Below are 17,855 nucleotides of genomic sequence, written 5' to 3' on the forward strand. Positions count from 1 at the left end.
GCTCCCGCCAGAGATAAGGGCTCGGGTTTCAGCCATGGGATGGCGGTACCGGAGCTTGTTGTCGAACACAGCATGGGACAACAACGATGGCTCTCAATATAAAAGCAAAAGAAGCGCCGGAGTTTGATGTAGACGACGATGTGCTCCTGATGGAGGCGGAGATCGTGCTGGAGGATGTCATGGACGATGAGTCGGACCTTCCCGTTGCGAAATCCAGGCAGGCGAGCCTGAAGCAGCACAAATACATCGACTATAGTCGGGCACTGGATGCGACCCAGCTTTATCTCAATGAAATCGGCTTCTCGCCGCTGCTGACCCCAGCGGAAGAAGTGCATTACGCACGGCTGGCGCAGCGGGGTGATCCGGCCGGGCGCAAGCGGATGATCGAAAGCAACCTGCGGCTGGTGGTCAAGATCGCCCGTCGCTATGTCAACCGCGGCCTGTCGCTGCTCGACCTGATCGAGGAAGGCAATCTGGGTCTGATCAGGGCGGTGGAGAAATTCGACCCGGAGCGCGGTTTCCGCTTCTCGACCTATGCCACGTGGTGGATTCGCCAGACCATCGAGCGGGCCATCATGAACCAGACCCGTACCATCCGCCTGCCGATCCATGTGGTCAAGGAACTCAACGTCTATCTGCGGGCGGCGCGCGAGTTGACGCAGAAGCTCGATCACGAACCCTCGGCGGAAGAGATCGCCAACTTGCTGGAGAAGCCGGTCGCCGAAGTCAAGCGGATGCTCGGGCTCAACGAGCGGGTCACTTCGGTCGATGTCTCGCTGGGGCCGGATTCGGACAAGACCCTGCTCGATGTGCTGACCGACGATCGCCCCTCTGACCCCTGCGATCTGTTGCAGGACGACGACCTCTCGCAGAGTATCGACCAGTGGCTGTTCGATCTGACCGACAAGCAGCGGGAAGTGGTGGTGCGCCGCTTCGGCCTCCGCGGTCACGAGAGCTGCACGCTGGAGGAGGTGGGGCAGGAGATCGGCCTGACCCGCGAGCGGGTACGCCAGATTCAGGTCGAGGCGCTCAAGCGGCTGCGGGAAATCCTTGAGAAGAACGGTCTGTCCAGCGACGCGCTGTTCCAGTAGGGCGATTCCGCCCCTTCCACAGACCTATGATGGTGGGTTTGTGCGGGGGGGCGGGTACGGCTGCAGTGAGGCTCTTTGCCGTGGAAACGAAAAGGCCCGCCATTCGGCAGGCCTTGTTCTATTGGTGCGGAATCAGCGTTCCAGATGTTGCAACTTACCCTTCACCCCATCCCAGTCTTCCGCGTCCGGTAGGGCTTCCTTCTTCTCGGTGATGTTCGGCCAGACTTCCGCCAGATCGGCGTTCAGTTGGATGAACTCCTGCATGTCCTCGGGCACTTCGTCTTCGGAGAAGATCGCCTGGGCCGGGCACTCGGGCTCGCAGAGCGCACAGTCGATGCACTCGTCCGGGTGGATGACCAGGAAGTTCGGCCCTTCATAAAAACAGTCTACCGGGCAGACTTCAACACAGTCGGTGTACTTGCACTTGATGCAGTTGTCGGTGACGACGAAGGCCATTCCAGTGTTCTCCTCAGGCTGCAGCCGGGGAGCCGATTCGGCTCCCCGGCTTGTATTGAAAGGGCTCCGGGCTTCAGGCTAAAGGTTCCGGAGCTCCCTGAAAGCGCGCGATTCTAGCAGCTTGATCGAGCGCCGTCAGATGCGCGACTTCAATGTATATATCAGCTCAAGTGCCTGCCGTGGACTCAGCTCATCCGGATTTGTCCGGCCCAGCTCCTCCAGGACCGGATGCGCCAGGCTGGCGAACAGGTCGTTCTGGATGGGTGGCAGGGGTTTGCCCGTCTCGCGGTGTGGTGCCTCGTGGGGGAGGCTGGTGGCTTCCAATCGCGCCAGATGCTCGCGGGCGCGTTGGATGACGGCATTCGGCACCCCGGCGAGCTGCGCCACCGCCAGGCCGTAGCTCTGGCTGGCCGGTCCCGGCAGGACGTGGTGAAGGAAGACGATGCGTTCGTTGTGCTCGACGGCGTCGAGGTGCACGTTGGCCGCCGCCGACTGGCTTTCCGGCAGCACGGTCAGCTCGAAATAGTGGGTGGCGAACAGGGTGAAGGCGCGCTGCTGCGCCAGCTGCTCGGCCGCTGCCCAGGCCAGCGACAGGCCGTCGAAGGTGCTGGTGCCGCGGCCGACCTCGTCCATCAGCACCAGGCTGCGTTGGGTGGCGTTGTGCAGGATGTTGGCGGTCTCGCTCATCTCCACCATGAAGGTAGAGCGGCCGCCGGCCAGGTCGTCGCTGGAGCCGATGCGGGTGAAGATACGGTCCACCAGAGACAGTTCGCAGCTGGCCGCCGGAACGAAACTGCCGATGTGCGCGAGCAGCACGATCAGCGCCGTCTGGCGCATATAGGTGGATTTGCCGCCCATGTTCGGCCCGGTGATGATCAGCATCCGGGTGGCGTCGTCGAGCTCCAGGTCGTTGGCGACGAAGGGCGTGTCGAGCACCTGCTCGACCACCGGATGGCGGCCCTGGCTGATGCGCAAGCAGGGCTCCTCGACGAAGCGCGGACGGTTCAGGTCGAGGTTCAGTGCCCGTTCGGCGAGGTCGGCCAGTACGTCCAGCTCGGCCAGAGCGGCCGCGGTTTCCTGCAACGGTGCCAACTGGTCGATGAGGATTTCCAGAAGCTCCTCGTAGAGCGCCTTCTCCCGTGCTAGGGCGCGGCTCTTGGCCGACAGGGCCTTGTCCTCGAAAGCCTTCAGCTCGGGGGTGATGAAGCGCTCTGCGCCCTTCAGGGTCTGCCGACGGATGTAGTCGGCCGGCGCCTGTTCGGCCTGTACCCGCGGCAGCTCGATGTAGTAGCCGTGGATGCGATTGTAGCCGACTTTCAGGTTGGGCAGGCCGGTGCGGGCCTTCTCGCGGGCCTCCAGATCCATGAGGAACTGGCCGGCGTTCTCGCTGAGCGAGAGCAGCTCGTCCAGCTCGGCGTCGTAGCCCTGCTTGAGCACGCCGCCGTCGCGGATCACCGCTGGCGGGTTGTCGATGATGGCGCGGGCCAGCAGGTCGGCCAGTTCGGGGTAGGTACGAATGCTGCCGGCCAGGGTCTGCAGGTGCGGTGCTTCCAGCGGGCTCATGGCCGCCTGCAGCTGCGGCAGCGCGGCAAGGGCATCGCGCAGACGGGCGAGATCGCGCGGACGGGCGTTGCGCAAGCCGATGCGGGCGAGGATCCGCTCGACGTCGCCGATCTCCTTGAGCTGCGGCTGCAGGGTTTCGAAGCGATAGTTCTCCAGCAGGCAGGCGATGGCGTCTTGGCGCGCCTCCAGTATGGTTCGATCACGCAGCGGACGGTTCAGCCAGCGGCCGAGCAGGCGGCTGCCCATGGCTGTCTGGCAGCGATCGATCACCGATTGCAGGGTGTTGTCGCGTCCACCGGCCAGATTGACGTCCAGTTCCAGGTTGCGTCGGCTGGCACCGTCGAGGATCACGGTGTCGTCAAGGCGCTCGTGGCGCAGGCTGCGCAGGTGCGGCAGGGCGGTGCGCTGGGTTTCCCGGGCGTAGCCCAGCAGGCAGCCGGCAGCGCCGATGGCCAGGGTCAGGCCATCGCAGCCGAAGCCTTTCAGATCCTGGGTGGCGAACTGCTGGCAGAGGCTTTTATATGCGCTGTCGCGGTCGAAGTCCCAGGGCGCCCGGCGGTGCGCGCCGCGGCGCTTTTCCAGCGGCAGACCGGCCGGCCAGTCGTCGGGGTACAGCAGTTCGGCGGGATTGAGGCGTTCCAGTTCGGCCAGCAGATTCTCCCAGCCCCTGAGTTCCTGCACGCTGAAGCGTCCACCGGTGATGTCCAGCACCGCCAGGCCGAACAACCGCTCGTCGCCGACCACCGAGGTCAGCAGGTTGTCGCGGCGCTCGTCGAGCAGTGCCTCGTCGCTGATCGTGCCGGGGGTGATGATGCGCACCACCTGGCGCTCCACCGGCCCCTTGCTGGTGGCGGGATCGCCGATCTGCTCGCAGATCGCCACCGATTCGCCGAGCTTGACCAGCTTGGCCAGGTAGCCCTCGACCGAGTGGAAGGGAATCCCGGCCATGGGAATCGACTTGCCGGCCGACTGGCCGCGGGCAGTCAGGGTGATGTCGAGCAGCTTGGCAGCTTTCTTGGCGTCCTCGTAGAACAGCTCGTAGAAATCGCCCATGCGGTAGAACATCAGCTGGTCCGGATGCTCGCGCTTGAGTTTCCAGTATTGCTGCATCATTGGTGTGTGTTCAGAAAGGCTTTCCATTCAATCACTTAGCGTTATTTGTCTATTTGACAGGGGCAAGGTGTCTAATACTACCCTGCCTGCTGCTCGGTTTTTGAGGGCTTTTTGCGGGGGAGAGTGGGGCCGTCGGCGATGTCGATTTCGCGCAGGCGGATGTAGCGATCGGTCATGCGCGGGTCGGCGTGGCCGGCCAGTTTGGTGGCGTCCTTGCCCTCGCGCTTGGCGTCGGTCAGGGATTTGGCGCGGATATCGTGCAGGGTGGCGTTTCCCACGCCGGCGCGCTCGCAGGCCTTGCGCCACTGCTGCTTGACCGTCTCGTAGATCACCGGCTTGCAGGTGCGCTTGGTGGTGAACAGGGTCAGGCCGCGGGCCGAGCGGGGCAGGGCTTTCGCACGGGCGATGACGTCGGCGAGATCGGGAGTCATCTTGACGATCAGCCGCTTGTCGGTCTTCTGCTGCTTGAAGGCGATGCCGTCCTCGGTGATGTCGGCCAGGCGGATCGACAGCACGTCGTTGATGCGTTGGGCGGTGAGGTAGGCCATCTGGTAGATGACCCGCATGTTCTCGGTGGCCTGGGCGCAGATCGCCTGGAATTCCTCGTCGGTCAGGTAGCGGTCGCGCTTTTTCTCGGCGTGACGGCGGATGCCGATGCAGGGGTTGCTGTCGACGATCTGCCACTCGACGGCGTAAGTGAATACGGCGCGCAGGAAGCTGAGCACGCGGTTTCCCATGTTCGGGGTGGCGGCCATGCTGTTCTTGATGGCCGCGACGTGCCTGGGCAGGACCTGGTCGGGGTTGAACTCGGCCAGAATGTCCTTCAGCCGCTCGGCTGCAGCGGTGTACTGCAGCACGGTGTTGGGTTTGAGTGTCGGGGAAACCTGCGTGAGCACCCGGTCGATCAGCGCGGGCATGCCCGCGCCGGAGCTGGTGACCTGGACCTTCTTGGCATAGGCCGCCAGCGCTTCTTCGAGGGTTCCGCCCAGGCGCTCCCACTTGTTCTGGTGGACGTAGTAGAAAGCGCCGTGCTTCTGGTAGACCTTGGCCGGCAGATGACGGTCGGTTTTGCGGGGTCTCATGTCAGGATGCCAGGCGCAGCTTCGGTTCGTGCGGAGTGTGGCCGGCACCCCCCAGGCGCGCAAGGACCAGCTCCCTGAGTACCTTGGGTTTCCCATCGCCGCCGATGATGTGCGGGATATTCTCGCTATTCAGCCAGCGCGCCTGGGCGCTGGCCTTCTGCTTGCCCGAGAGGGTGCGCAGTTCTTCTTCCGTCAGGAACACTTCCGTTTCCCTCCTTTCCTTCTCTTCTTCCCGCCGTAAGCGGTGGCTCGCCAGCTGACGAAGGTGGCGACGTTGCCGACCTCGTCGCCGATGGTGTGGGCCATGACGGCGCGCAGTTCCTCGAAGGTGGCGCGCTGGATGGTTTTCTCGCCCAGGACGACGGTGCGGCCGTCCGGGGTTTTGACGACGTAGTCCACGGCCCAGCGCATCGGCTTGGCGGGCGGGGTGCCGAAGACTTTCGCCCGCTCGTTGGGCATTTCGGTGCTGTAGAAGAGGCTACAGGTCATTGGCTGGCCTCCCTGGCGGCTCCATTTGCAGGGCGCTGGTGGTGAGTTGCCCGAGCGCTTGGGTGGCGTTGCGGCGTTCGATCCTGTGCAGATCCTGCACGCGGCGCAGTTCGGTCTGGGTGGCGGCGAGGAGGCGCTCGGCCTTGTTCAGGCGCTGGGTGGTTTCGTGCAGGTCTGCGCTGAACTGGCCGTGGGCTCTGTGGTAGCCGTCGCTGTGGCCGTGCTGTATGCCGAGGCGGATGCCGGCCGCTCTGCCGATGAGGTAACAGGCGGCGCAGGTGAAGCTGGTGCCGAGGGTGACGCCGATAAGGGTGGTGATTTGGTCGGGGGTCAGTTCCATGCTTGATGCTCTCCTTGTCGATCCGTGCCGGCGCGCCCTTGTTGGCCGGCGTGGGTAGGGATCATGCCGCATTTGTGGCGCCTTGCTCAGCGCGGTCGAGAAATGCGGCCAGATGGCTGAGGTAAACGATTAGCGGGGCGCGCTCGCTGTCGTGCAGGCGCGATAGGGGCAGGGCGATGCGTCCGGCCCGGATTTCCGCGCGCAGATACCGCTCGGTACCGATGTGCGGCAAATGATCGAGCAGCAACCGCTCCACGGTGATGTAGTTGCAGCCGTAGCGGCGGCGCAGCAGCTCCAGCGTGCTGGCCTCCCTGCGACCCTCCCGATGAAGTGCCTGTCCGGTGGTCGTCACGCGGCACCTCCTACGCGGCACGGCGGCCAGCGCGGGCAGCCACACGCTGCACGGTTTCCCGTACGCGCTGGCGAAACCCGTCCGGATCGCTGTCGTTGTGGATCACCAGATCGTTGTCGCCGATGGCGATACCCGTCTCGGTTGCGTGGGTGCGTATCGGCGGCGCGTCCGGCCGCAGGATGTGCACCAGCACGCCGCCGCGCTGGCGGACGAACTCGGCTTCGTCCTCGTAGCGCACATCGCTGATCACGATGCCGGGCGCCTGCGGGTGGCAGTCCGCGAGATTGCCTAGGTTCTGCCGGGCGATGCGCAGCCACAGCTCCGGGTGCACCAGATGGCGGCCCCATTCGGTGCCGAGGGTCTGCAATAGCTCGCGGGGCGACTTGCCCAGCCAGGGCAGCGGCGCCTCCTTCTGTGCGCCTTCGAGCTGCGCGTCGCTCAGGTTCAGGCCCTGAGCGAGCATCGCCTTGAGCGGCTGGGCGAAGGCGTAGTGGAGGAAGCCGTAGTGCGCCACCAGCTCGCGGGCGGCGGTGCTTTTGCCGCTGTGCGCGGCGCCGGTGAGGCCGATCAGCAGCGTGCTCATGCGGCCTCCTGACGGTCTTCGAGGTGACGGCGGGCGAAGGCCAGCATGGCTTGCAGTTCTTCGATGTACTTCTCTTCATCGGCCGGCGTGGCCGGCACGATGTGCGCGTAGCAGGTCTTGCTGCTTGGCCAGTTACCCGGCGGCGCAGAGCGGTCGAATGCTTGCGGGCGGAAGTACAGGCTGACGTTCGCGTAGCGGCCGCCGATGTCGAAGTACGGCGTCCAGCGGCCCTTGGCGCTGACCTGGGTGATGGTATCGACGATCAGCAGCAGAAGGAGGTTGATGCGCTGGCTCATGCTGCACCCCCAAGCGGGCCGAGGTCGGCGGCAAAGGGGCGCAGGGTGGCGGCTTGGCGGCTACCGCCGGCGATCACCAGCAGGCCGGTGCGGCGCTGGATGCGGGCGATGATGGAGGGGTTGGAGGCCGCTGCCGGGTGCAGGTAGACCGGGTAGCGGGTGGTGGGCTTGCTGTGCGGGGTGGGCATGGTGGGTGCTCCGTACGGTGGTGGGTACGGAGCTAAATTAGCAATCGCTAATTTTCATGGCAATAGCTAATACTAAAAATAACGCAATCGCGCCTGCTAATGGAAATGCAGGAGCTTAGCCGTTCGTTACAGTGTGGGCTTCCCTTCTCCGGCTTGCCTGCAGCAAGCCGGAGAAGGGCAGAAAAGGTGGCATCTGAATGTGGCTAAGCTGCGGCTAGATCATTGGCTGCAGAGTCGGTAAGGGGCTCATTCCTCATAAAATATGGCGTCGAGCATTGCTGCTCTGCCATCCCAAACCTGCATCTCCTGACTATCAATAGGGCGTCTGCTTCTCCACCAAGGGGTGTCCATGATGCGCTCAATGACTTCTTCCCAGTAGCGATCATAGTCCATCTTGCTGGAAGGGATCCCGAAATCAGTGCATAGCTTCCGCCGGTTCTTAGAGTCTAAGCAGATGAATTGATCTGGGCGTTTAAGTGCTAATAAACGGCTCGCGATACTAACGCCATGTCTGCCGTTTGGGAAAGCCTTTATGAAATCTTTTATGTAATTATTGTACTGTTCGCGAGTGACCGTCCCGTGTAGGGGTATTGCATCAAGAGCTTTCGAGATGTATGGGTTGTTATTATTGATTGCCTGGTGGTAATAGCCTGCGCCCTTCATGCTTCCAAACCACCCCCACCGCTCGTCGAGGCCATTCGGCAAGCCGGCAATCGTTTTCCGAAGGGTAAGTTCCATCGATTCAAAGGTGGGGTGATTAAGAAAGGCTCTATGCACAAACTCCAGAAGGTTGCATCGATGATCGAAGCCGTGGTACGAGTCAGATTTAACTTCTTTGAAGTATTGTGCCCATGACATTGACATGACTGAGGATTCAGTCGGGGGCTTCGCGGCCGCTCTTGATCCATATTGGCCGCTTAGTCTGCTAAGGTCTGACTGCTTCGTGCTCCAGATTTCTCGGTAAGCTGTGGCGTCGTCTTCGTTTATCTCTTTTGAGATTGACCAGTAGCTATCAATAAGTGAAAGGATTTCATCTTTTCCGTGGGAATAATCAGTCCCTTCGCCAGAAAGCAGAACCATAGCTTCCGAGTTTGTGCTGAGGGCTCCTGTAGTTAGGTTGGCGCTTCCAATTAGCGCCTCCCATCTTTTTTTATCCCAAAAAATGTAGATTTTAGGGTGAAACACACCAGATGGCTGAAGAATGAAGTGCACTCTTGGCGAGTTTTTAAAAGTATCTAGCACATCTGGATGTGTTTGGTAGAAGTGAGTCCCGATTACTGCCTGGGTGATCTTGGGGACGTGTTTCTTCAGGAGGGAGAAAATGGTGTTTCCTGATGTTGCCCAAGCAACAGCGAATGCGGATTTTGGGTAGGTGGTTATCAGGCGAGAAAGTGTTTTAACTAATTCTTCGTTTTGCGTGATCAGCTGCAAGTCAATTTCTCCTGTTGTCGATCTGTTGAGTTAAGATGTTGCCTCGGTCTCACGTCGGTGCTGCAAAGGAGAAAGGTTTAACTTGTGTTTGCAGCCATTCGGATCAAGCGCTGGCCGACTCGGATAGCCATACGAATGAGGCTATCTCTGTTGTAGATATCATTTACTGGGGCACTCCTTTGCCATTCCTTGGTTCTCCCTGCGTCAATACCTGATCTTGCTAGGCGGCACGATGCTGCCGACAGGATGGATGTGCTCAATCTCTACGCGGGGGATGGTCAAACGGCCATAGCTGGCATTGACCGACATGAGGCTGACGCTCTCGGTGTTGGCGTAGAGCAGTTCCTTGACCATCTGTTGGCCGTTGGTGCGGCGGACCATGACGTACTCGCCGGGCACCGGCTCGCAGTTCGGCTCGCACCAGACCGCCCAGCCGTCGCGGATGGCCGGTGACATGGAGTCGCCTTTCACGCGCAGGGAGTAGGCGTTCGGGTCGCTGGAGGGGATATCTATCCAGCCGTCTGCATGTTCGAGTGCATCCCAATATCCGTCTGGGCCCAACTGTGCAATTCCCTTGATCGGTGCGCGTCGGAACGCCTGTGGCTCCAGTTTCGTGCCGGGCAGCAGCTCGGCTTCCTCGCGGGGATAGATCAGTGCGAATGACGGTAACCCCAGCTTTTCTTCCAGGGTGGCGGCGGCCTTTTCACCGAGCTTTCGGTGGCCGTTGAGGATTTGGGACAGGTATGAGGCGTCCAGATCGTGGCGCTCTGCGAACTCCTTGAGCTGCATGCCGCCGATCAGGCGCTTCAAGGCTGTGACTCTGAGCTGATTGATGTCCATGGCCAAATAGTCGCCTCCCGTTAGCAGTTAGTAAATTACTGAGTGCTATTGTGTTATGGGTTAGCGGTTGCTAATCTCTGCCGCGACGAGAGGAGGTGCGTATGAATCTGCGCGAGTACATCAAACCCTTGAAGAAGCCGGAGCTGGAGCAGTTCGCCCTGCGCTGCGGCACGTCTGCCGGTCAGATCAAGCAGGTGGCCTACGGCCATCGGCGGGCCTCGGCCGGGCTGGCCGTGAGCATCGACCGCGAGACTGGCGGCGAAGTGAGCTGCGAAGAGATGAGGTCGGATATCGACTGGGCCTACCTGCGGGGTAGCGAGCCGGGGGAGGCGGCCTGAAAAGAAACCGGCGGGGTTGCCCCCGCCAGTCGGTTGGCCGAAGCGATAACCCACCACGGTCTTCGCTCCTGCCTGCCCAGTGCTACCCACCAAGGCGGCACTGAGCTTGGTGCTGGCGGGCACCCACCACGGTGATCCGCCAGCTTGACGTCGCACAGCAAGCACTTTGTCGCGGCAGATGATAGGCCAACGGGCCTGCGTCTCGCCACGGCGTTTCCAAGGGATTAACGCCAATGTCGAGAATCGACCCCACCCGTGGCCTCGGCCCTGTTCTGACCCTGGAACAGGCCGTGGACCACGACACTCGCCGCGAACGCGGCGGCCCGGTTGCGGTATGCGCCACGCTGGGCTTTTCCTACAACAGCTACCAGAAGAAGTTTTCCATCAGCTACCCCGACCACCTGTTGAGCGTGCGCGATTTCGAGCGCTGGCTCGAACTGGTCGAAGCCAGCGAGACGCTGCGGACCATCGCCCGTATCAAGGGCGGGGTGTTCTATCGCCCGAAGCCGGTGCCGGCGACGGTGGATGCGCTGCTCGCGCTGGCCGATCTGCTGGCCCGCAAGAGCCGTTTCGTCGGCAGCCTGCACGACGGGCTGGCCGACAGCCGCTGGGAAGAGCGCGAGGTACTGCAGCTGGAGCGCCACGGCAACGAGGTGATCGAGGCGGTGCTGGGCATCATGGCCGGCGCCCGCGAGGCGATGGAGCGCGACGGGGAGGGGGGTGATGACTGATGCCCCGAATCAGGCCGGCGTTCAGCCGCGATCAGGCGGGCGTGACCGTCAGTTTGAAGCCCAAGGCATGAATAACCTTGAGCAGCGTTTCCGTATTGGGGGTCCGCTCGCCGGACAAACTCTTGTACAGGCTCTCACGCGACAGGCCGGTTTTTCTGGCCAGTTCGGTCATGCCGCGCGCACGAGCGATATCGCCCAGGGCGACGGCCAGCAATCTTGGATCGTTATCCTCCAGCACCACGTCGAGGTAGGCCGCAATGTCCTCTTCGCTGTTCAGGTAGTGGGCCGCATCAAAGGGGCGCATTTTCAATTTGGCTTTGGTCACTCAGAGCTCCTTGGACAACTGAATTGCCCGCTCGATGTCACGTTGCTGGTTGGACTTGTCGCCGCCGCCCAGCATGATCAGCAGCACATCGCCCCGTTGCACGTAGTACATCCTCCAGCCGGGGCCGAAGAACTCACGCATCTCGAACACGCCTTCGCCAACGGGCTTCACGTCGCCCAGGTTGCCCAGCGCCGCACGCTGCAAGCGCTTGATCAGCCGCATACGGGTGATGGTGTCTTTCAGCCCACTCAGCCAGTCGCTGAAGGCTTCGGTTTCGATGATGGAATACATGGCCCGCACTGTAGCCAAAAGGCTACACCTGTCAAGCGCATGGGATGCCGCGCGGTGCCCTTACTCCCTCGTCTTCAGGGGCATCGATTTGGCCAGCTTGGCCTGCATGTTTTCTTTGCCGTGGGTAGGGATAAGGAGCGGCACCGATGAGCAACAAGATCGATCTGCAACTGGCCGACCTGCCGTTGCTGCTGCGCTTCATCCCGGCGGATAGCCGGGAGGTGTGGATTCAGGTCGGCATGGGGCTGAAAGTCGAGTTCGGCGAGGCTGCCTTCGATGACTGGGACGACTGGAGCCAGTCCGGCACCGGGTACAGCCCGCGCGATGCGCAGACGGTGTGGCGGTCGTTCCGCAAGTCGGGCACCGGCATGGGCACGGTGATCAAGCTGGCCAAAGACGCCGGCTGGTTGCCGGAGAAGCGCGAACTGAGCCGCGAGGATCGGCGCCGGCTGGCCGAACAACTGGAGGCGAGGCGTCAGGCGCGGCAGGCCGAGGTCGAGGCGGACGAAGCCCGCTCGGCACGGATGCGCGAGGCGGTGGCCGAGGCGTGCGGGCGGATCTGGGCCGAGCACTGCCGGCCCGAGGGCGCGAGCGACTACCTGCAGCGCAAGCGGGTGGGCGGCCACGGCGTGGGGCACTTCTCGCATCTGGTGGTGCTGGAGATCGACGATCAGGCGGAGCGTTGCCAGATCTGGGTCGGCGAGGATGCCCAGCGCTGGCTGGGCATGGTGCCGAAGCCGCGCCCGGCGCACCTGTCGATGCTGGTGTTCCGCAAGGGCTACATGGCGGTGCCGCTGCGCGATGCGGCGGGGCGGCTGTGGGCGTTGCAGTCGATCAACGGGCAGGGCACCAAGCTGTTCCCGAAGTACGGGCGCAAGCAGGGTTGCTTCCACCTGATCGGCGAGCCGGCCGGTGCCGCGGTGCTGGCGGTGGCCGAGGGCTATGCGACGGCGGCGAGCGTACATGAAGCCACCGGCTGGCCGGTGGCGGTGGCGTTCGACGCGGGCAATCTGCTGGCGGTCGGCCGTGCGCTGCGCGAGCTGTACCCGGAAGCGGCGCTGGTATTCGCTGGCGACGACGACCCGAGCCAGCCGGGCAATCCGGGCCGCACCAAGGCCGAAGCCGCGGCGGCGGCGCTGGACGCGGTGGCGGCCTTCCCGGCGCTGCCGGCCGGGGCGATGGGGGAGGCGGCGTGATGTTGGATACTCAATCCATTCGCTTTGAATCGTTGACCCGTGCTGTGCTCGGGCCTATCCTTGCCCGCAAGTCCACTGTGAAAGCGACAGTGGCCGGGTTTGGCGACCCGATCAGGCAAAGGCGCACAAGCGCCCATCATTCGACAGCAGGCGCTTTTTTTGTGCCTGCCGTTCAGAGTTATGGCGGCCGTGTGTGGGAGACCTTCGGGTCTGCCGGGTTCCTTTGTCCCCGGTTCGCCAACCTGCGCACGGCTGCCACCTATATTCGTTTGGCGACGAATCGTGGCAGCTCCTCAGACAAAGGAGCATCACGCATGAAGCACTCGCACGCCCTCAATCCGTCCAAACTCCGGGCGCTGGCCCATCGCCGCATGGCCCTGGCCGCGCTGCACGCCGACTCCAGCCTTTCCACTCGTCTTTCCCGTTACAACCATCACATGAGCATCGTGCGCCGCCTGGAAGCCGGGGAGGTGCAGCATGGCTAACGTCATTCCGTTTTCCTTCGATCAGCATCCGGTTCGCGTCATCGAGCGTGACGGCGAGCTGTGGTTCGTGGCCGGCGATGTAGCCGAAGCGCTGGAGTATCGCGATGCCGGCAACATGATCCGCAACCTGGATGACGACGAAGCTGATACTCACATTGTGAGTACCAGGTCTGACAATGGTGTAGAGCAGGATCGCGAGCTGCTGATCATCAACGAGTCCGGCCTGTACGCGGCGATCCTCAAGAGCCGCAAGCCGGCGGCCAAGCGCTTCAAGAAGTGGGTGACGTCCGAGGTGCTGCCGTCGATCCGCAAGACCGGGCGCTATGAGCACCCGGATGCCGACGCTATCCGCGCGGAAATGACCGAGGTGCGTGCGGCGTTAACCGATACCGCTGTGAAGAATGCCGCCTGGGATCTGATCCACGAGCGCCCTGAACTGTTCCTGCGTGACCTGCGCTTGCTTGTGAGCTGGGACTGGACCGGGCAGCCACAGGCTCAAGTCATACCGCGCTCGGCAGTGGTGATGCAGTCGGATCAGTTAGCAGGGTATGTGGGCGATAGGTTCGGTCCGGCACTGACCCTGTTGCCGGACATTATTGAGGCAGCGGCAAAACGTCTTGGTGCAGCGGTGTGCTTACCGCATCTGCGGGAGCACAAGGATGAATGAAGCACGGAAGCTGGACTGGAACGACCTGCACGTGGCCCACGGCCTCGACGCCGTGCGCGCGCAGCTCGCGCAGGCGCTGACTCTTCCCCGCACCCCATCTGTGGTGCAGCCGCCCGAAGCGGCTGCGGCGACCGAGGGGGCCGGGGAGGGCGAAGAGGCCAAGGCGCGGCGCGACGCCGCGATTGCCGCGAAGGTCTTCCAGAGGTTCGCGCTGGTCGAGGGCAAGACGGCGGTCTTCGACATGCACAAGCAGGCGACCCTCAAGAAGACAGCCTTCGAGGCGCTGGTGACCAAGCCGGTGGCCACCGCCTGGTTCGGGCGGATGGACAAGAAGCTGATCGCCGAGGATCAGGCGCAGCGGCTGGTCGATCAGGCCAAGCTGGCCGGCAAGGCGACGCGCGACGGCGGCTCGGAGCTGTCGCCGGTCGAGCGTTACGTCTACATCGACGGCACCAAGGACGCCTGGGACGTGGCCAAGCGCCGGCGCGTGCCGGAAGGCGCGGTGAAGATGGCCCTGGGCGATGCCTACGGCCTGTGGCTGAACAGCCCGCAGCGGCGCACCGTGGACATGGACCACATCGTCTTCGACCCGACCATGACCAAAGACCCGGAGGTGTACATCAACACCTTCGAGGGCCTGCCGCTGACGCCGGAGGACGCGCCGGAGAAGTGCCGGACGCTGCGCGGGATGATCGGCTTCCTCTGCAACGGCGACCCGCAGGCGACGCACTGGCTGACCTGCTGGCTGGCCTACCCGCTGCAGCACCTGGGCGCGAAGATGGACACGGCCGTGCTCATGCACTCGACCATGGAAGGCTCGGGCAAGAGCCTGCTGTCGGCGGACATCATGGGCGCGATCTACGGCGCCTACGCCGCGACGGTCGGTCAGGCGCAACTGGAATCGAGCTGGACGGTGTGGCAGTCGAACAAGCTCTACGCCGTGTTCGAGGAAGTGGTGAGCCGGGACCAGCGTTACAACCAGGTGGGCAAGATCAAGCACATGGTCACCGGCAAGACCGTGCGGATGGAATCGAAGTTCGTCAACGGCTGGGAAGAGGCCAACCACATGAACGCCGTGTTCCTGTCCAACGAGATCATGCCGTGGCCGATCAGCGAGAACGACCGGCGCATGCTGGTCATCTGGCCCGAGGAAACGCTGCCCGAGGAGCGGCAGAAGGCCGTCGAGTACGAGCTGGCCAACGGCGGGCTGGAGGCGCTGTACGGCTACCTGCTGAGCTACGACCTGGGCGACTTCAACCGGCGAACCCGCCCGCCGCAGACGGAGGCGCGGCAGCGGCTGGTGGCCTTGAGCCGGGCCAGTTGGGAAAACTTCTTCGTAGCCTGGAAGTTCGGGACGCTGGGCGTGCCCTTCGGCCTGGCGCGCACCGAGGACATCCACGACCTCTTCCTCACCTGGTGCTCGCGCAACCGCGAGAACACCTTGAGCGCGACCAAGCTGTCGCTGTTCCTCTCCACCCAGGTGCCCAAGACGGCGGGTCAGGTGGGCTGGAAAGGCGACGATGGCGTGCGACGACGGGCGATCCTCTTCGTACCGGAAGACGAGACGGTGGACATCGGCAACAGCGAGGCCGTCGGCGCGAAGATCCGGGCCTTCCGCCGCGCCGCCTACTGGGCCGGCTGGGGGCCGGAGAAGTGGGAGAAGTGCCAGGGCTTCACGGTGCCGATGGATGCCGAGAAACCGACGGAGGTGGCCTGATGGCTGTCTTGACTAGGGTTGCTAGGGTTTGTCTAGGGTCGTTTTCGCTAACCCTAGCCAGCGCAAACCCGCGCCGTTGCTGGCTTGGCGGGGGTCTGTCTAGGGTGACTAGGGTTCACGCGGGCGCGCGCGTACGCGGGTGCGTTTTTATCGGTATCTGACGGCGCCTCAATGCGTGCCGATGATTTTTCTCATGCGTGAGGGAAAACCCCTAGCAACCCTAGTCACCCTAGTAAAAGTCTATAAAGCCTTTGAAATTAAAGGATTTTTTGTGACTAGGGTTGTGACTAGGGTCGAGGATTTCCCGACTAGGGTTGAATTCGACCAGAAGGAGAGCAGGGATATGGCGGTTTACGGCGAAAAGCAGGACCAGGTGCGCGCAGGCGGAATGATGACGGCAGTGGACGACCTGTTGCGCCAATGGGGCCAGGAACGCGCTGCGCCGGCCCTGGAAGCTTCGCTGCGCTCGCCGCTGGGCGACACCGACCAGTGGCTCGGCGGCGGCCGTGGCAGCGGCGGAGAGCGCGGCTTGGGCGTAGCGGCGCTGTTCGCCCAGCACAGCCGGGTCTGCCGCGTGGTGGACGACGTGCTGCGCTCCCTGAGCGCCCCACGCGAAGAAGGCGGCCTCGGCGGCCGTGGGCGGGTGCTCTACACACTGGCCAAGGTGCGCTACGTGCATGCCGGCGAGCAGCCTCCCGTGGTGGCCCAACTGGCCGAACTGGCGATCAGCGAGCGCACCTACCGCACGCAGGTGGCCGAACTGCACAGGGCCGTGGCGGAGCGGCTGGAGAAGCGGTTGCGGGAGGCGGATAGGGTGGCGTGGCGGGTGTTGGTGGGGGAGGTTTGAGAGTCGGTAGGGTGGGCAACTCGCGCAGCGATTGCTCACCGCCGAGGGCGCGGGCCGGTGGACAAGGCTGCGCCGTTGTCCACCCTACGGTTTCATGCGTGCGCCGGATGCGTCTCGGCCCACGGGCGGATCTTCGCCAGCGTCTCGGCAATGGCGTCCTTGGTCATCTCGCGGTCGTAGTCCGACTGCAGGCCGATCCAGAAGTCTTCCGACATCCCGAAGAACCGCGCCAGACGCAGGCCCGTGTCGGCCGTCACGGCACGTTTGCCGGCCACGATCTCGCCGATACGCCGCTGCGGCACGCCGATCTCCTTGGCCAGCCGGTACTGGGTGATCCCCATCGGCTTGAGGAACTCCTCGAGCAGAATCTCGCCCGGATGTGGGTAGGCTACTTCGCGCATGCTCACCTCCTCAGTGGTAGTCCACGATTTCAACATCGTCCGCGCCGGCATCCGACCAGCGGAAGCACACCCGCCACTGGTCGTTGATGCGAATGCTGTACTGCCCGAGCCGGTCGCCCTTGAGCGCCTCCAGCCGGTTGCCGGGCGGCACTCGCAGATCGTCCAGACGCCCGGCGCGGTTCAGCATCGCCAGCTTGCGCATGGCGACGGCCTCGATGTTCACGAAACGCCGCACGCGATCACCGTCGAACAGGCTTTCGGTGTCGCGGCACTTGAATGAATTGATCGCCATGGCGGGCATGGTAACGCTGCGCGTTACTAACGAGCAATGTTAGCCAGCCGAACGGCGCCCGCCAGCCCGGCCCAGCTCGCCAAGCTAGCGATCAGCGAACGTACCTACCGCGCACCCAGGGCCGTACAGGAGCGCCTGGAGAAGCGGTTGCAGGCGGCGGATAGGGTGGCGTGGCGGGTGTTGGTGGGGGAGGTTTGAGAGTCGGTAGGGTGGGCAACTCGCGCAGCGATTGCCCACCGCTTGTATCAGCGCTGGCTGTGCTTCTCGCCACGGGAACGCACGGTGGCTGCGTCCCAGAAGGCATCCACGGCCGTAGGGTCGTTCGGGTCATAAAGATCGCCGGCATCGTGCGCCACCGGCTCGTCGGCGGCTGCTTCGGCCTTGACGCGCTGCCAGGCGATGACGCGCTTGAGCGCGGCGGCGGAGACGTCTTCCGACGTAACCGCTCCATAAACCCTACCTTCGAAACCGCGCCCTGAGATCTGATGCTGAGCTCCCGATTCCTTCTGGAACTTGCCCCGCATGATGCGTCCCGCCCCCAACGTCAAAGCTGTTTACCTCTACCCCAAGCCGGTCGATTTCCGTAAATCCATCAATGGCTTGGCAGCCCTGGTCGAGTTGGATATCAAGGTCGCGGTGTTCGACCCTGTGTTGTTCGTCTTCCTCAATCGCACACGCAACCAAGTGAAAATTCTGTACTGGCATCGCAACGGCTTCTGTCTGTGGCTCAAGCGCCTGGAG

Annotated in this window: 26 protein-coding genes; 9 read left to right on the forward strand and 17 right to left on the reverse strand. The window is 63.2% G+C overall.

Features of this window, described 5'->3' with window-relative positions; genetic code table 11:
• Positions 1 to 86: 86 nt before the first annotated feature.
• A complete protein-coding gene (gene rpoS, locus BMY22_RS05120; protein WP_090620081.1) occupies positions 87 to 1,091 on the forward strand; it encodes an RNA polymerase sigma factor RpoS in 1,005 nt (334 codons plus the stop codon).
• Positions 1,092 to 1,223: 132 nt separating this feature from the next.
• Here rpoS and fdxA read toward each other — a convergent pair whose 3' ends face one another.
• From fdxA to BMY22_RS05175, 12 genes are all read right to left on the reverse strand, one after another.
• Positions 1,224 to 1,547, reverse strand: a complete 324-nt coding sequence (gene fdxA / locus BMY22_RS05125) for a ferredoxin FdxA (RefSeq protein ID WP_090620083.1) — start codon at positions 1,545 to 1,547, stop codon at positions 1,224 to 1,226.
• Positions 1,548 to 1,682: 135 nt separating this feature from the next.
• Positions 1,683 to 4,250 carry a DNA mismatch repair protein MutS gene (mutS, locus tag BMY22_RS05130; protein WP_090620084.1) on the reverse strand — a complete coding sequence of 856 codons (2,568 nt, stop codon included), beginning with the start codon at positions 4,248 to 4,250 and terminating at the stop codon, positions 1,683 to 1,685.
• A gap of 50 nt (positions 4,251 to 4,300) precedes the next feature.
• Entirely contained in the window at positions 4,301 to 5,305 is a 1,005-nt protein-coding gene (locus BMY22_RS05135; protein ID WP_090620086.1) for a tyrosine-type recombinase/integrase, read from the reverse strand.
• Between the two features lies 1 nt (position 5,306).
• Positions 5,307 to 5,507 carry a DUF4224 domain-containing protein gene (locus tag BMY22_RS05140; protein WP_090620088.1) on the reverse strand — a complete coding sequence of 67 codons (201 nt, stop codon included), beginning with the start codon at positions 5,505 to 5,507 and terminating at the stop codon, positions 5,307 to 5,309.
• On the reverse strand, positions 5,498 to 5,794 hold the full coding sequence (locus BMY22_RS05145) for a hypothetical protein (RefSeq protein ID WP_090620089.1): 297 nt from the start codon (positions 5,792 to 5,794) through the stop codon (positions 5,498 to 5,500). Before BMY22_RS05145 ends, BMY22_RS05140 begins: the two co-directional genes overlap by 10 nt.
• The gene (locus BMY22_RS05150; RefSeq protein WP_090620091.1) at positions 5,784 to 6,134 is read right to left on the reverse strand and encodes a hypothetical protein; all 351 of its coding nucleotides are present in this window, start codon (positions 6,132 to 6,134) and stop codon (positions 5,784 to 5,786) included. The genes BMY22_RS05145 and BMY22_RS05150 overlap by 11 nt, the downstream gene beginning before the upstream one ends.
• 61 nt (positions 6,135 to 6,195) lie before the next feature.
• Positions 6,196 to 6,486, reverse strand: a complete 291-nt coding sequence (locus tag BMY22_RS05155) for a pyocin activator PrtN family protein (protein ID WP_090620092.1) — start codon at positions 6,484 to 6,486, stop codon at positions 6,196 to 6,198.
• 10 nt (positions 6,487 to 6,496) lie between these two features.
• On the reverse strand, positions 6,497 to 7,069 hold the full coding sequence (locus tag BMY22_RS05160; protein ID WP_090620094.1) for a deoxynucleotide monophosphate kinase family protein: 573 nt from the start codon (positions 7,067 to 7,069) through the stop codon (positions 6,497 to 6,499).
• Positions 7,066 to 7,365: a hypothetical protein gene (locus BMY22_RS05165; protein ID WP_090620096.1), complete on the reverse strand. Its 300-nt coding sequence runs from the start codon at positions 7,363 to 7,365 to the stop codon at positions 7,066 to 7,068. The genes BMY22_RS05160 and BMY22_RS05165 overlap by 4 nt, the downstream gene beginning before the upstream one ends.
• The gene (locus tag BMY22_RS05170) at positions 7,362 to 7,553 is read right to left on the reverse strand and encodes a hypothetical protein (protein WP_090620097.1); all 192 of its coding nucleotides are present in this window, start codon (positions 7,551 to 7,553) and stop codon (positions 7,362 to 7,364) included. The genes BMY22_RS05165 and BMY22_RS05170 overlap by 4 nt, the downstream gene beginning before the upstream one ends.
• 246 nt (positions 7,554 to 7,799) lie before the next feature.
• A complete protein-coding gene (locus BMY22_RS23650; protein WP_208599230.1) occupies positions 7,800 to 8,984 on the reverse strand; it encodes a phospholipase D family protein in 1,185 nt (394 codons plus the stop codon).
• 204 nt (positions 8,985 to 9,188) lie between these two features.
• Positions 9,189 to 9,824, reverse strand: a complete 636-nt coding sequence (locus BMY22_RS05175; protein WP_090620099.1) for a S24 family peptidase — start codon at positions 9,822 to 9,824, stop codon at positions 9,189 to 9,191.
• A gap of 101 nt (positions 9,825 to 9,925) precedes the next feature.
• Here BMY22_RS05175 and BMY22_RS05180 point away from each other — a divergent pair, with 101 nt between their 5' ends.
• Together BMY22_RS05180 and BMY22_RS05185 are read left to right on the forward strand one after the other, a co-directional pair.
• Positions 9,926 to 10,162, forward strand: coding sequence for a transcriptional regulator (locus BMY22_RS05180; RefSeq protein ID WP_090620100.1), 237 nt, complete (start codon positions 9,926 to 9,928; stop codon positions 10,160 to 10,162).
• A gap of 233 nt (positions 10,163 to 10,395) precedes the next feature.
• Entirely contained in the window at positions 10,396 to 10,893 is a 498-nt protein-coding gene (locus BMY22_RS05185; protein WP_090620102.1) for a hypothetical protein, read from the forward strand.
• Positions 10,894 to 10,924: 31 nt separating this feature from the next.
• Here BMY22_RS05185 and BMY22_RS05190 read toward each other — a convergent pair whose 3' ends face one another.
• Both BMY22_RS05190 and BMY22_RS05195 read right to left on the reverse strand, forming a co-directional pair.
• Positions 10,925 to 11,197, reverse strand: coding sequence for an addiction module antidote protein (locus tag BMY22_RS05190; RefSeq protein ID WP_090620121.1), 273 nt, complete (start codon positions 11,195 to 11,197; stop codon positions 10,925 to 10,927).
• 21 nt (positions 11,198 to 11,218) lie between these two features.
• Positions 11,219 to 11,509, reverse strand: coding sequence for a type II toxin-antitoxin system RelE/ParE family toxin (locus BMY22_RS05195; RefSeq protein WP_090620103.1), 291 nt, complete (start codon positions 11,507 to 11,509; stop codon positions 11,219 to 11,221).
• A gap of 146 nt (positions 11,510 to 11,655) precedes the next feature.
• On the opposite strand from BMY22_RS05195, the gene BMY22_RS05200 reads away from it, so the two are divergent.
• The 5 genes from BMY22_RS05200 (at position 11,656) to BMY22_RS05215 (ending at position 16,421) form a co-directional block, all read left to right on the forward strand.
• Positions 11,656 to 12,705: a PriCT-2 domain-containing protein gene (locus tag BMY22_RS05200; protein ID WP_090620105.1), complete on the forward strand. Its 1,050-nt coding sequence runs from the start codon at positions 11,656 to 11,658 to the stop codon at positions 12,703 to 12,705.
• Positions 12,706 to 13,019: 314 nt separating this feature from the next.
• Positions 13,020 to 13,190, forward strand: a complete 171-nt coding sequence (locus BMY22_RS24275; RefSeq protein WP_167363701.1) for a hypothetical protein — start codon at positions 13,020 to 13,022, stop codon at positions 13,188 to 13,190.
• Positions 13,183 to 13,857, forward strand: a complete 675-nt coding sequence (locus BMY22_RS05205) for a BRO-N domain-containing protein (protein ID WP_090620106.1) — start codon at positions 13,183 to 13,185, stop codon at positions 13,855 to 13,857. The genes BMY22_RS24275 and BMY22_RS05205 overlap by 8 nt, the downstream gene beginning before the upstream one ends.
• Complete coding sequence (locus BMY22_RS05210) at positions 13,850 to 15,574, forward strand: primase-helicase family protein (RefSeq protein ID WP_090620108.1); 1,725 nt, start codon at positions 13,850 to 13,852, stop codon at positions 15,572 to 15,574. Before BMY22_RS05205 ends, BMY22_RS05210 begins: the two co-directional genes overlap by 8 nt.
• Positions 15,575 to 15,917: 343 nt before the next feature.
• The gene (locus BMY22_RS05215) at positions 15,918 to 16,421 is read left to right on the forward strand and encodes a hypothetical protein (protein ID WP_090620109.1); all 504 of its coding nucleotides are present in this window, start codon (positions 15,918 to 15,920) and stop codon (positions 16,419 to 16,421) included.
• Between the two features lie 92 nt (positions 16,422 to 16,513).
• Here the strand turns inward: BMY22_RS05215 and BMY22_RS05220 are convergent, their stop codons facing one another.
• From BMY22_RS05220 to BMY22_RS05230, 3 genes are all read right to left on the reverse strand, one after another.
• A complete protein-coding gene (locus BMY22_RS05220; protein ID WP_090620111.1) occupies positions 16,514 to 16,822 on the reverse strand; it encodes a HigA family addiction module antitoxin in 309 nt (102 codons plus the stop codon).
• A gap of 10 nt (positions 16,823 to 16,832) precedes the next feature.
• A complete protein-coding gene (locus BMY22_RS05225; RefSeq protein ID WP_090620123.1) occupies positions 16,833 to 17,114 on the reverse strand; it encodes a type II toxin-antitoxin system RelE/ParE family toxin in 282 nt (93 codons plus the stop codon).
• Positions 17,115 to 17,359: 245 nt separating this feature from the next.
• Positions 17,360 to 17,638: a hypothetical protein gene (locus tag BMY22_RS05230; RefSeq protein WP_090620112.1), complete on the reverse strand. Its 279-nt coding sequence runs from the start codon at positions 17,636 to 17,638 to the stop codon at positions 17,360 to 17,362.
• Between BMY22_RS05230 and tnpB the strand changes: the two genes are divergently transcribed.
• Positions 17,637 to 17,855 (forward strand): IS66 family insertion sequence element accessory protein TnpB (gene tnpB / locus BMY22_RS05235; protein WP_244158798.1); only part of this gene is annotated, 219 nt, incomplete at its 3' end. The genes BMY22_RS05230 and tnpB overlap by 2 nt on opposite strands.

This window comes from Azotobacter beijerinckii (genome assembly GCF_900110885.1).
In the GTDB taxonomy this organism is placed as follows: Bacteria; Pseudomonadota; Gammaproteobacteria; order Pseudomonadales; family Pseudomonadaceae; genus Azotobacter; species Azotobacter beijerinckii.